This window comes from Sphingobacterium athyrii (genome assembly GCF_003071065.1).
Classification (GTDB): Bacteria; Bacteroidota; Bacteroidia; order Sphingobacteriales; family Sphingobacteriaceae; genus Sphingobacterium; species Sphingobacterium athyrii.
In genome coordinates this window covers 353,126-366,841 of the sequence record NZ_QCXX01000003.1, presented here as the reverse complement: position 1 = coordinate 366,841, position 13,716 = coordinate 353,126, and the positions used below count along the sequence as shown (strand labels likewise).

Genomic DNA, 13,716 nt, shown 5'->3' with positions numbered 1-13,716 from the left:
AATGATTGGACCTACCTACTGATCTCTACCCCAGCTATAACAGATAAGTTCCTCCCCTAGCTAAAATTCGAGATCGCGCGCTCACGAATCTCCGAAACATTCAACCCGGCCTCTTCCAATTTCTGCGAAGCCTGCTGCTCGATTCTTATTTTTAATTCGCTAGGCTGTTTTTGTTTCAGCAATATTATAACCGCATGGTGGCCGTTTTGAAAGCTCTTCAATACCCAAATTAATTATACTCGAATAGCCAGCCATTTTTCAAACAGCATTTCAAATTTAATTTCTCCCATGCCATGTATGCCTATCTCCGTCCATCCTGCTTTTCTATAGAATGCTTCTGCTCTTGTTCCGGGTGCTGTCCCCAACCAGATTGTTTCTTTTGTTTTTGAGAAGTACCAGTCAATCATGATATCATGCAGCTGTTTCCCTATTCCATTCTTCTCATAGTCAGGATGTACAAATAAGGCCCAGATATTATTATCGATAAGGTCGACAATTGAAAAACCAATTATGCTGTTATCAATTTCAAATACCCAACCCTTGCCCCGCTTTGTAATAAAATCTTCACAGTCCTGATTCGTTACCAGACTAGGGTCTGATAGTGTATTTTCTTTTACAGCATTTCTTACTACCTGTATTTGCGGTATATCTTCTACTTTAGCTTCCCTTAAATTCATAATTTTAGATTCTTTGTTAACTCCTTTCAATAGCCTTCTCATAGCAATAGAATTTTCCCTTTCGAAAATAAACTTCCCAACTGGCGCATATCCTTTCTTTAAATAAACCACATTCGCAGTGTTATTATAGGTCAATCCTTTCCTAATAATTTCTTTACCTGATTAAAGCTATTGTCAAAAACCTGATCATTGACACAATTTTTTAGGTAAATAGCATAATTTCCGTAATATGGAATACTGGAACCATGGCTGCTATTCTCGATTCGATTCTTTGATATTTTAACACCATCAGTCGAAGATACAAAGATTGCTGAATTTGCACAGTCGCTGATCGTATTTGCTCGAATGGTTATATTACGATGTACACCAGCGGGCTTATCAATCCCTCCTATCTCATGCCCTGTCTTAACGGCTATGGCGCCATAACCTGTCAGGGTATCACCCCACCTGAGGTATTTGCCACAGTTATTTATCCTGTTACCCGTTATTAATGCCTTCTTCACCGTCGTTGCTTCAAACCAACGATCCATATCGCAGGACAATAATATAGCTGGTCCCGAAATATTCCATATCTTATTATTGCTAACAACAACTTTATTGGACTGGACCACAAATCCTCGGGCACGACTGTTTGAAACCATACAATCCCGTATAATGGTCGATGGTGTACGTGTGTCTTTTGCAGCGAAATCGCCTACACAGATATTCTTTGGAATTGATTGTAATTGATAATGTCCCTTGTCACGAAATCTCACCTTTGACTTGCCCTTTGGCAGGCCCGTCTTGCCATCCAAAAATTCGATAATATCATCCTTGAAGGCCCAATCATCTTCGACGGGAGCTTTCGTCCAACCATTGATCAATAAAACCGAGTCAGCACTGATCTTGCCGATAGTGCACAAACGACTGTGTATATTAATGGCATCATCGCCCAATCCAACAAATTCACAGCGTTCGGCCTTAAACGTACCCGACATAGAGGCTACATGTATGCCATCTGCGCTAATGGACATTAAACGCCCAGATGTGGGCTTTGGTTTCATCTGAATACGTTGTAGTGTCATATCGCTGGATCGATGACGACTGTCTGCTAGGTCTGATACGTACATCGCAAAAGCAGGCCATTGCCAGATGGTAATATCTCGTATTGTTAATGTATTGACACCTAAAAAACTAAAACAGGGATTTCCCGTAATTTTTAGTCTCAGATTGATATGTTCACCTCTAGTGAGCTTATTAGCATGATCATTATAGATTTTCAAACGTAGTGTGCCTAGCTTTTCTATACGGGGATAGTTTCCATTCGCAAGTTCAAAATGGGTGGAAATATGATAATTGGGTGTTCCATCTGCATCATAGCTGAGCTGATGCATGATCTTGAGATCGGCTAAACGGCTTGCGTACTCAGCAAATTCAGGTAAAAGGTCGAGTATATAGAAATTTCCTTCAAAACTGTTGCCTATATCGGCGATCGTACCATTGATACTGACGGGCTTATCAACGTCAATAAAAAGGTCGCGTATGACAAGGTCTTTACAGTCTCGGACCTCCAATAAACTCGTCCAGCTAACCTTGGAACTGAAAGGATCAAATCCGGTAGCCATAAGTGTGGACGTATTCGTACCAATGCTACCATAGATCTCAATACCAATCTTACCGGAGAGTCTCAAAGCCGATGAAAATGAATAGGTACCTGACGGAAAATATACCTTATCTCCGTCTTTGAGGGAATCCAAAATCAACTGTAAAGCCTGACGGTCGTCTTGCCCATCATCTGGTATCACTCCAAACTCGGTTACGTTGATGATGTTTGCGCTTAAAGCTGTCCAACCTAATAGTAATTGAACCAGCATTCCGAGCTTGAAAAGGGTTAATCGTATCATAAAAAACGTCTAATGAGCTCAATACTTTAATCTGGAATCTAAAAGGTTCTTGATTTCCGCTGCCCAAATCTCATAGGCATCCTGGTTGATATGGGTGCCATCGATCGTGTATTGCGCTTTGAGACCTGTAGAAGAACTAAGCTTGGCGTTTATATCCAAATAGTAAACTCCCTTGCTCTGACAATAGGCTTTCAAATAGCTGTTCATGCTATCTACCTGGATCTTGCTCTCTGGATTATCCCGCTGATAGAGGATCGACTGGACGACGGGAATAATCTGATGTTCCAGCAGTCCATCGATGAGTGTACGGTAATTGCTCTTGGTTCGATCCAAAGGGATCCCTACGCCTATGTCATTGATACCGCCCTCGAGAAAACATACACGGGGCTTCAGATCAATGACGTTTTCCTTTAATAGCCAGACAAGATGTGAGGTGGTAAACCCCGGGAAGCCGCTGGTTTTGACGTCTCCCCTTCCTAATAATGCTATCCAATCACCACCTTTGGTGATCGAATCCCCAAACATGACAATCTGTACTTTGTCGTCGTCCTGTTCGGAAATCCATTTAAAACCTGTTAAGACCCCCGTCAGTAAAACTGAGCTTGCGAATAATATAAGTATCTGTCGGATATACTTTCTGTTGATAGTTGTCATTTTTTCACTATTGTTAATCATTATTTAAACCGTTGTACTTTCAGACGGCGAATCTCATCGGTCGTACTGAATTCGGAATTTTTAGCTTCTACTTTCCAGTAAATGGCTGCTTGCTCACCAGGCTTGAAATGCATGGTATTCATCAGTGAGTCCAGAACAAAATGGGTCAGAAAGTATTTCTCTCCTACTCCGGCAGATATCACTTTTCTTTCAGTGGTCAACGTGGGGTCTACAGCAAGAAGAAGGTTGTAATCTATATAGGGTCTTTTTGAAAAATACTCGAATTCGACCAACATACTTGGATTATTCTTATCCAATATAACCAGTGAATCTGCCACCGGTTTGAGCAATATAGTCGGCTGAAAGCCGACCTCATAAAATTCATTGTCGCTTTTACAGGAGAAAAACAGATTTACGCTAATGAAAACGAAACTGATATATATTTTATAGTTCATAATGGCTATCTTAAATTTAGTTCATAATACAACGTACATTATAGTGAAAGTTGCCTCCACCTGCGCTGCTCCTCGATTGTGTATTGATATCTGGATTACCGGGATCGTTGTAAATAATGACAGCTGACGCCTCACCAGTACGGTCCGCTGAAAGTGTTTCCCAGGAATATTGATATCCTTTTAAGGCTGGTGACGAGGTCCAGAATCCACACATTGTTCCCGGATCTGTGAGAAATGAAAGTCCTTCATTCCAATAAAATCCCGAGGGCACAATATTGAATTTGACCTCATCGGTAATCGACCCATTTTGAATCCAGAACTGTGGGTTTTTGACTTTATTGCCTGAGTTTGGTCCGAGGTAATTGATGACTTCTTTCCACTCTGCAAACGCAGGAACATGCCAGCCATCGGGACAAATGCCCTGAATATTTTCGCCAGCCAGGGTTTTCTCCCTTGCGATGGCTTCATCACGGACCACTGTGCCCCATGAATAAAATCCACCTGCAATATTCCGAACGGCAGCTGGACTGTCATCTGGTGCTAGTTTTCGAGGTAGCGGTAACTTGGTGCCATCCGAATATACTGTTGCCCTGAGATTCTCAGACATCATGGTAACAAGTTTGCCTCCGGGCAAGACAAATTGCAATGCCTTGTAATGTTCTTGATCCCGAGGGTCGACAAAGCTGGATACTGAAACCAAAGCATCAAAATAGCGCCATACGCTTTCGACTTTTCCTTGATTTCGCTGTTCTAGCTTCCAAAAAAATCGGCCTGAATTTTTAAACGCTGGATTTAGTTTTTTCAGATCATCCAAAAATTCTTGATTGGGAATTTTATAGCTGGCTTTTGCTCCCACTTCATATCGAATTGGATTGCCAAAATTCTCGTCAATGCCCAGAATTAAGGTGTAGGTAGCTCCCTCCCGCTGTACCCAGCTAAACTCCTGCACGGTCTCATTGTCAAAATAATCAATTTTAATTTGCGTGCTATTCACTGGTAATAGCTGTTGTACCCAAGTAGGGTTAACATACTCGATTTTTTCTGTACAGGACATAAATAATAGGAGTATGAAAAAATAGATATATTGTGTCTTCATTCGTTTCAGTTTTACAATATTTGAATGATTAATATCCTGAGTTCTGTTTAATGTTCGGGTTAGCATTTAGTTCTTCATTGGGTATCGGCCACAAATAATCCCTGTTGGGATTAAAAGACCTGCGGTCAACGACAATAGGAATATACTGCCAGTAGGTTGTAATGTTGCCATCCGAGTACCAGGAAAGCTTGGATTTATCATAACCTAATGCATCGACCATAACGGCTTCAGCTATTTTCCAACGTCGGATATCAAACCATCGTCTCCCCTCCGCAAAAAACTCTACACGTCTCTCATTGCGAATTACCTCTGTCATAACGGCCTGGGAAATATTAGGCATGGCCTTTGAAACTTTCACCATCCCGACACGTGATCTTACTCTATCGAGCAGTTCGTAAACTTGAGCAGAAGGGCCATGGAGCTGGTTTTCCGCCTCTGCCCAGGCAAGCAACACTTCTGCATAACGCATCACAATTCGGTCTGTGGTTTCATTGGTCAGTGTCTTGAGATAGGGATCAACAAATTTACGGACAGTAAAAGATGTGGCAACATCCCAGTTGGCAGGTATGTAATGTGCCTGATACCAACCTTGGCCATCTAATCTAAACTCGGAACCGGGAACAACGATGGATAGCTGCAACCGCGGATCACGATTGTCAAAAGGGCGGTCTTTATTATAACTAGGGTCGCCTGCAATATATGCACCATCGGTGGTACGGATGTCACGGATTGGATATCCATTCGTAGTATAATAACTATCAACCATCTGGAGAGTCGGCGTAAAGTTGTTCCAATTCCCAAAAATTTTAGAGACTTCGCTGCTCTGCAGATCTTTGGCGTAGTTTATTTTAAAGATAATCTCGGGGTTATCTTTTTGCTCAATACCCGCTGGCTGAAAAAGCTCAAAATAATTCGGATACAGCTGATAACCGAGTTTTTGTATCTGCTGGGCCAGGGAAATGACAAGCTCGGGCTTATTCATCCATTCGGCCACCCGAAGTTTCAACATCAAAGCTGCACCTTTGGATGCACGCTCTCCTCCTAATGCGACCGGAAGCTGATCTATCGCATAATCAAGATCGTTGTTTATAAACGATAGTACCGCATCCAATTTGCCCCGTTCGGGATTGTTTAAAACGGTCTGTTCGTCCAAAATGGGTACCTCGCCATAAAAACAGACTAGATCAAAATAATAGTACGCCCTTAAAAAACGCGCTTCAGCACTTATTTTAGCCTTGTCCGAATTAGCGATCGCATCTGCGCCAGCGAGCCCTTTGAGCAATGAATTTGCACGTGAGATGCCTCTAAAGTTATATTTCCATTTGACCAAGGTAAAATCACTGTCACCCGTCTGTGTACCGGATGCAAATTGTGGCGCTGGATCCCAAGAATGCGAATTGAAGGAATTATCACTCATATTGTCGTAGACATAAGGAACCATCTTATCAGGACTGTCATAGTACAATTGATTGTATACTCCGTTTAATAGCGTGTTAGCTTGCTCTACTCCTGTCAGAAAGCTTTCAGGGGTTACTTTGTCTTCGGGAACCGTATCCAGATAACTTTGGCAGGAAGCGGATAGCATTCCTGAAATAATAAATGTATAAAGCAATAGTTTTGAGTTCATGTCGATTAGTTTAGAATGTCAAATTCACGCCAACGGTGTAGGTTTTCACTTGCGGATAGTTTCCAATTCTTGTCCCCTCTCTGGGATTGCCCGAAGCTTCTGGGTCAAAGCCTTTATACTTTGTCAACGTCAGCAAATTTTGTCCGCTGATAAAAACTCTGCATCCTTGGATAGAGAGCCTACGAAGTAGTTGGTCAGCGAGGTTATAACTCAGTTCGAGATTCTTGACCCGAAGGTATGAGAGGTCTTCTACGAAATAACTAGACTTTAGATTGCTGCGCTGATTGTCAAAATAGACACGCTGATAGGTATTATTGGGCCGTTCAGGCGTCCATCTATCTATAAGCCAGCTGGCGCCATTATATCCGCCATTAAAGAATGGTGTAACCAACTGCCCTGCACTCCATCCTTTGCCACCAGATGTGCCCTCCAGAAGAGCGCGCAGCTCAAATCCCTTGTATTGAACATTCAGGTCCGCAGAAAACACATAATCAGGAGCGGTATGTCCCAATACGACCTTATCCTTATCATTGATAATCCGGTCACCATTCTGATCCTTCAACCTGACATCTCCGGGTTGGGCCCGCAGGCCTGCGTAAGAATTTAATAGGGAGTGTCCATCTCCATCGAAAGTACGGAGATGCTGTTGTATCTCCCCTTCACTCTGGTATATACCTTCGGTATCGTATCCAAATAACGAAGTGGACTCTACGCCTTCTTTTAATATAGCGCCATCGTAAATGATCGGGCTCATTCCCTTCAGGTCAGTCACACGATTTCGATTGTGGGCTACAGCAACATTTGCCTTGAAGAGCCATTCATTGACTTTTTTATGGTATCCCAATGCCAGCTCCAGTCCTTTGTTGCGCATTTTTCCTGCATTCTGGAAGGGAACATCTGTAAAACCAAAAGTGCTGGAAATAGGTAACTGTAGCAGAATACCGCTTGTATTCTTAATATAATAATCTGCTGTTATGTTAAAATCCTTGAAGATCTGTAGGTCAAGACCGATATTAGTCTGTGTCGTCTGTTCCCAAGTAAGCCCCTTATTGGCGATCACCGAAACGGCTGCGCCTACGTTGTCGAGATTGTTAAAAATATAGTTGTTCTGCCTTCCTCCTAACGCTAATATATCAGCACCAGCATAGGGGTTGCCGATATTTTGGTTGCCCAGGATCCCCCAAGATCCCCTTATCTTTAGATCCTGAACAAAAGTAAGTCCCTTGAAAAAACGTTCTTGAGATAGGCGCCATCCGGCAGAAAAAGAAGGAAATGTACCCCATTTGTGGCCTCGCGCAAATTTCGAGGCGCCATCGTACCGCAAGTTGCCCTCAAATAGATATTTACCCTTATAGTCGTAATTCAACCTGCCAAAAAAACCTATGGAGGTTTCCTTGCTTCCCCAATCACTATTTTTGGCAGAGGAGGGGTCACCCACACTAAAGTAAGGCAAATTGGCGGACAGCCGCTTGATTGATGTCTGGAAATAATTGCCTTTCCATTGAAATTGCTGAAAACCTGCCAGCGCTTTAAAATGATGATCTTTTGCTAAGTCATAGGCATAACTAAGGTTTGCCCAGCTGGAAATAGTACCATATTTATTTGAGCTTTTGCTGATGGAAGATTCTCTGGAATTGTTTTTTCCAATGATGCTGGTTCCGTCGGCTGCCCTAGTAACCAGAAATAGATCTACATTTGGCGCATAGGATAGCTGCCGGTCGTTGTTGGTCACATAGCTCAGCGCACTTTCAAAAGTCAGCCGCGGTGTTAGATTAATGGTCAAATTGGCGATTGTATTCAAATTGCTATTGTCGAAGGTCTGCCCTCCTCCTGCTTCTTTAATCGCATCGCTATAGAACCAGTCTGTCCATCCGTACCCTTCTATCTTTGGAACGACAAATGGTGCCATTTGGGTAATTCGGGCAATCGTCGCCCCAGCCCCTTCGATCAGGTCCTTTGACTTACCGATATATCCCGAGACAGTAAGGCCCAAATGTGCTTTATTGTTTAAAAATGAATGCTGGGTATTGAATCGGAAATTATATCTATCATAATTCGTACCCTCAACAATACCTTTTTGACTGAGGTATCCTGCGGAAATGGCATAAACAATATTTTCCTTACCGCCACTAAGCTGCAAATAATGGTTTTGCTGTAATGCAGGCTTAAAATAAAAATCTGCCCAATTGTAATCCCTATAGCGTACTGGATCCTTGATCTCTTTATAATGGCTTATGTATTCATCATCATACTGCGGCTGGAAACCTGAATTTATTTTCGCTTCATTCAGTAGCGTTAGATAATCATAGGAATTCAACAATTCTGGATACCGCGTAACTTGTTGAACTGCGGCATATCCATCATATTTTATTTTCAGTTTTCCTTCCTGCCCTCTTTTTGTCGTAATCAAAATAACACCATTAGCGGCTTTATTGCCATATATCGATGCCGATGCAGCGTCTTTTAGTACGGATATGGAGGCGATATCTTTGGGATCTACATCGTTAATTGCTGCTTCAAACCCATCTATGACGACTAAGGGCGACGCATTGTTCAATGTACCGATACCACGGATCGTTAGGGTGCCGCCGTCAGCACCGGGCTGTCCTGAATTTTGCGTAACCTGTAGTCCGGCCACTTTTCCAGCTAACGCCATGGAAGCGTTGGTAATGGGACGGCTTTCTATATCAGTCATGGAAACGGAGGTAACTGCTCCCGTGAGATTTACTTTCTTTTGCTTTCCAAATCCTACGACAACAACATCCTGCAGTCCAAAACTGTCCTGCTCAAGTTTGATCATCAGTTCGCCCATCCCAGATTCGACCTGGACAACAGTCTGTTTATAACCCAAAAATGAAACTTGCAGGCTCTGTCCAGAACCAACGTTGATACTAAACCGTCCCTCACTATCGGTCTTGGTACCTATCTGCGTTCCCGTTATCTTAATATTAGCACCAGCAAGTGGAGCTCCCTGCTGGTCCATGACACGTCCGCTGCGGATTTCCTGTTCGCAATAGCGATCCACAGAAATTGCTTTCGCTCTCCACGCCGCATGAACGGCAGGTGGCTCTAATAGAAAAACAACGAGAAAATAGAGCACATTATGGTTTAACTTTTTTCGGTTCATCTCTTCCTAAATTTGGTAATTGGTTACATGTGCCGCAGAACAAGGTGATCTGCAACTTCGTCCCGAAAATAAGGAGTTATTCTAACTAAAAAAGATAATATGGTTTAAATATGGATGAATTTAATTTTTCATCATTTTTTTTTAAGAAGCTGAACGATATTACAATTAAATAAACGATATTATATTTAATAATCTATATATAGTTGTTTATTTGATGAATAAGCAAAGCCTAAAGAAAATGACTCAAAAAACGTTTTTCATATTTTGTTATCTACTGTTTACCTGTCTATCACTGGAGGCACAGCATATCAGAAAATATAATAAGCTCACACAAGAAAATGGCCTTCTCTCAAATCGGGTAACCGCAATCGCTGAAGACCCCATAGGACGTATCTGGATCGGAACGAGTGATGGCATTAACCTATATGATGGCGCCCACGTCATGGACAATCCAAAGTCCATTAGCGACTCAATCTTTCAACCGGGTAAAATCATCGAAATTAAATCATTCAAACAGCAAATGATCATTGCTGCGGATAATGGCATATATGGATATGATTTCAGCACCAACAAATATAGGCTATTGATCAAAACCGAATTGCATAATACGTCGAAAGCCTTGGCCTTGACGATAGATGGCGTTGTAATACTATGCAACAATACGTTATATAAATGGGCTGAACAAAAGATTACTGTGCTCAATAACAATGTATACTTTAATAGGATTCAGGTAGATAATCAAGGTAACCTATGGGGAGCTACTTTCACCACCGTTGCCAAATGTGACAAAAAAGGGAATGTTTTAGCCAGTTTTAATTTCGCGGAAAGCTATGACAGGGATGTGCTGATTACCTCTCTGTACTGTGATAGTAAAAATCTGACCTGGGTAGGAACCAAAAGGCATGGTATCCTGCGCTTCGATCCTATTCAAAATAAATTTAAGGCACAGCTACCGCAGCCCACACAGATCCAAAATGTATGCAGTATTGCCGAAGATGCAGAGGGCAGACTTTGGATAGGACATAACAAAGGCGTGGCCGTATTTGACTATATCAACCAGTATACAGAGTATCGGATGTTAATAGAGAACTTTGACAATGAGCTTAATTCAACTGTCTGTGCGATCTACAAAAGTAAGCTCGATGACATGATATTGGGGACTTATTTTAATGGAGCATTCTGTCTTTCAAAAAATGACTCTTGGCTAGATTTTTTACATGTCACCAATCCGGAAAGAGCCCGTGGGATTGTGATAAACAATATACTCATGTCGTCTAAAAAACAGCTTTGGGTGGCAACCAACGCCATCGGGATAAATGTATACAATGGGCAATCGCAGATAATAAAAAGGTTCAATCAGAAAAATAGCAACATCAGTGATAATATCATATCACTGGAAGGAGATGCTCAGGGCAATATTTGGGCTGGGTCAGAATCAAACGGTCTGTACTGCCTAGCTGATCAGGGCAACAAAATCAAGCATTACCAATATGATAAGAACAAAGCATCATCCCTGCCAAATAATAGAATATTCTCCATCCGAAACTTCAACCAGGATTATCTACTTGTGGGGACAGATGGTTTTGTAAGCATATATGATCGCCATAAAGATAATTTTACAACCCTAATTAAAACGACCTCGACGATCAATGATATCGCGGTAAACAATAATTTAATATGGATTTGCTGCCTCGATGAGATCATATGTTATGACTGGAGCAAAAAGACAACTAAAATATATAAGAAAGAACTTGATAAGGGAAATAGGGTACAATTCCTCTCCATGCTCCTTGATGGAGAAAATGTTCTTTTGGGAACAAAGCAAAACTATCTTTATTTTATTGATAGCAATGGTCATCTACTGCCTTATCCCGGTCGAGGAAAAATAAATATTCAAATACATGGCATCAAGAAAGACAATTCCAAGCGGTATTGGCTATCAACAACAAATGGTTTATACTGTATTGATACCGACCGGTCCATTAAGAATTTCAATGTCAGCTGGGGGTTAAACACGTCTTGGTTTAACGAGCGTTCCGCCTATTATTACAATGATACCTTATATTTTGGATCTGTTGATGGAATATGTTTTTTTAAGGCGCCACAGCTTGATCCTCTTCCTGCACATAAACCCTTACTCTACTTTTCTGATTTTAAAATATTTAATATCAGCCAACTCAGAAACAAAAAGTATTTTGAAAAAGGTATTGATCACACGAATGAGATCGTGCTGCCTTATGATCAAAATATGATTTCGATTGAGGTGAACCAAGTAAATTTCGATCCGCAAAGCCGCGAAAACTATCGCATATTTTATACTTTAAAAGACATTGATAAGCGTTGGTATGAACTTTCGAAAGCTTCAGGAACAATAACTTTTACTTCCTTGAAATCAAAAAATTACGAACTACATATTAAGTTAGTTGATCTGAACAATAATATCATTGCGACAAAAAAATTGCTGATCAAAATCAAACCCCATTTCCTGCTGAGCAATATTATGCTCTGCGTATATGGGGCATTGGTGATTGTGGCGCTCATCCTATTTAGAAAGTTCTTAAAAAGACGACATTTGAAAATCTTGAAGATAAAACTGGCTGAAGTAGAAAAGTCTAAATTAGAGGAACTGAATAAAAGTAAGCTTGATTTTTTCACCTACATGTCCCATGAACTTAAGACTCCATTAGCCATTATTATGGCGATACAGGAAGATCTTTTCTCAAATAATAAGATTGAAAACATCAAGGAATATGAAATCTCCCAAAAGAATATTAAACGGCTCACGTTCCTGATAAGTCAATTGATGGAATTTAGGGAGATTGAAAGCAGCAATATGCCATTAAATACCATGAATGGAGACCTGGTCTCATTTTGTCAAAATATCTTTTCGATGTTTGCTCCTTTATTTGATCGTAAACATATTGAATATCGATTTGATCACCCATTGACGGAAGTAAATGTCGACCTCGACTTTGACAAACTGGAAAAAATAATCAGCAACTTGCTGAGCAATGCGTTTAAAAACTGTGAGGTGGGTGGTCGGATACTACTGGTATTGGCTGCTTCCACAGGCAGCAATGAAGTTGTTATTCATGTAAGTAACACGGGTAGCTATATACCACAAGAACAGATTGAAAAAATATTTGAACCTTATTTCAGACAAAAGTCTACGGGCGATTATTACGATAATAACGGTATTGGTCTAGCGTTGGTCATAGGACTCACCAAACGTATAAACGCACAAATTGATGTGAATAGCAGTATTGAAGATGGAACACAATTTACACTAACTATACCGGTGGATAATTTTGCGTCCGAGCTTCCGGATGACCCAGATCTCGAATTACATGCAACAATGGAACTCATAGACGACGTGATTTACACTGATAACAGCCAAATAAGATTTGATGTTCCGTCGGAAGGCAATACGCATAAAATTCTTCTGGTAGAAGATCATACTGATCTGGCAGAACTATTTAAAAATAAATTACTGGAATCCTACCATGTCATCATCGCTCACAATGGACAAGAAGCTTTAGAATACATTCGAAATAATCCGATCGACATGGTGATCAGCGATATTATGATGCCTATCATGGATGGATATGAATTATGCAAGCATTTGAAAAGTAACCCGAAGACCAAACACATCCCGATTATCCTAATGACTTCTTATGATACGATTGCCAATAAAATCAAAAGTTATGAATTAGCCGCAAATGGCTATATCAATAAACCCTTCAGCACGCAGGAGCTACTGGCTAAAATGGGTAGTTTATTAAAAAATAAAGCTACGCTACGCCATTACTACAGTCAGGCGGAGCCTTTACGAATTAAAGAAGAAGCAAACTCACAGGAGGAAACTTTTATTTTAAAAGTTCAGGAGATTATCGTTAGAAACATCGCGGAGAATAATTTTTCAGTCCATCAACTAGCGCAAGAAATGCGCATTAGCAGAACCCAATTGTATCTAATGCTGAAAAAAATAACAGATCTCACTCCTACTGATTTCATTATTAAAGTCAAACTTGATTATGCTAAAACCTTATTAAAAGACCCATCTTTTAGCATTTCTGAAATTGCATATAAGTTAGGCTATTCCAATGCAAACTATTTCAGCAAACAATTTAAAGATTTCTTCGGTATAACGCCAAGCCAATATAGAAAGGCTAAATAATCACTATCCATTTCAATACC

At 40.8% G+C, this 13,716-nt stretch carries 8 protein-coding genes; 1 reads left to right on the top strand and 7 read right to left on the bottom strand.

Annotated elements, in window-relative coordinates; genetic code table 11:
- Nucleotides 1–233: 233 nt before the first annotated feature.
- From DCO56_RS12235 to DCO56_RS12205, 7 genes are all read right to left on the bottom strand, one after another.
- Nucleotides 234–677, bottom strand: a complete 444-nt coding sequence (locus DCO56_RS12235; protein WP_108634532.1) for a GNAT family N-acetyltransferase — start codon at nucleotides 675–677, stop codon at nucleotides 234–236.
- A 131-nt stretch (nucleotides 678–808) separates the two neighbouring features.
- Nucleotides 809–2,560, bottom strand: a complete 1,752-nt coding sequence (locus tag DCO56_RS12230; protein WP_108634059.1) for a right-handed parallel beta-helix repeat-containing protein — start codon at nucleotides 2,558–2,560, stop codon at nucleotides 809–811.
- Nucleotides 2,561–2,578: 18 nt separating this feature from the next.
- A complete protein-coding gene (locus tag DCO56_RS12225; RefSeq protein WP_181390534.1) occupies nucleotides 2,579–3,214 on the bottom strand; it encodes an SGNH/GDSL hydrolase family protein in 636 nt (211 codons plus the stop codon).
- A gap of 20 nt (nucleotides 3,215–3,234) precedes the next feature.
- Nucleotides 3,235–3,669 carry a hypothetical protein gene (locus DCO56_RS12220; protein WP_108634057.1) on the bottom strand — a complete coding sequence of 145 codons (435 nt, stop codon included), beginning with the start codon at nucleotides 3,667–3,669 and terminating at the stop codon, nucleotides 3,235–3,237.
- A 16-nt stretch (nucleotides 3,670–3,685) separates the two neighbouring features.
- Entirely contained in the window at nucleotides 3,686–4,765 is a 1,080-nt protein-coding gene (locus DCO56_RS12215; RefSeq protein WP_181390533.1) for a fibrobacter succinogenes major paralogous domain-containing protein, read from the bottom strand.
- A gap of 28 nt (nucleotides 4,766–4,793) precedes the next feature.
- On the bottom strand, nucleotides 4,794–6,392 hold the full coding sequence (locus DCO56_RS12210; RefSeq protein WP_108634055.1) for a RagB/SusD family nutrient uptake outer membrane protein: 1,599 nt from the start codon (nucleotides 6,390–6,392) through the stop codon (nucleotides 4,794–4,796).
- A 10-nt stretch (nucleotides 6,393–6,402) separates the two neighbouring features.
- Nucleotides 6,403–9,519 carry a SusC/RagA family TonB-linked outer membrane protein gene (locus DCO56_RS12205; protein ID WP_108634054.1) on the bottom strand — a complete coding sequence of 1,039 codons (3,117 nt, stop codon included), beginning with the start codon at nucleotides 9,517–9,519 and terminating at the stop codon, nucleotides 6,403–6,405.
- Between the two features lie 238 nt (nucleotides 9,520–9,757).
- Here DCO56_RS12205 and DCO56_RS12200 point away from each other — a divergent pair, with 238 nt between their 5' ends.
- A complete protein-coding gene (locus DCO56_RS12200; protein ID WP_181390532.1) occupies nucleotides 9,758–13,696 on the top strand; it encodes a hybrid sensor histidine kinase/response regulator transcription factor in 3,939 nt (1,312 codons plus the stop codon).
- Nucleotides 13,697–13,716 lie beyond the last annotated feature (20 nt).

Bases quoted from the DNA above. Each gene is read 5' to 3' on its own strand.
- DCO56_RS12205 (WP_108634054.1), bottom strand. From the start codon at position 9,519: ATGAACCGAAAAAAGTTAAACCATAATGTGCTCTATTTTCTCGTTGTT.
- DCO56_RS12230 (WP_108634059.1), bottom strand. From the start codon at position 2,560: ATGATACGATTAACCCTTTTCAAGCTCGGAATGCTGGTTCAATTACTA.
- DCO56_RS12200 (WP_181390532.1), top strand. From the start codon at position 9,758: ATGACTCAAAAAACGTTTTTCATATTTTGTTATCTACTGTTTACCTGT.
- DCO56_RS12225 (WP_181390534.1), bottom strand. From the start codon at position 3,214: ATGACAACTATCAACAGAAAGTATATCCGACAGATACTTATATTATTC.
- DCO56_RS12210 (WP_108634055.1), bottom strand. From the start codon at position 6,392: ATGAACTCAAAACTATTGCTTTATACATTTATTATTTCAGGAATGCTA.
- DCO56_RS12220 (WP_108634057.1), bottom strand. From the start codon at position 3,669: ATGAACTATAAAATATATATCAGTTTCGTTTTCATTAGCGTAAATCTG.
- DCO56_RS12215 (WP_181390533.1), bottom strand. From the start codon at position 4,765: ATGAAGACACAATATATCTATTTTTTCATACTCCTATTATTTATGTCC.
- DCO56_RS12235 (WP_108634532.1), bottom strand. From the start codon at position 677: ATGAATTTAAGGGAAGCTAAAGTAGAAGATATACCGCAAATACAGGTA.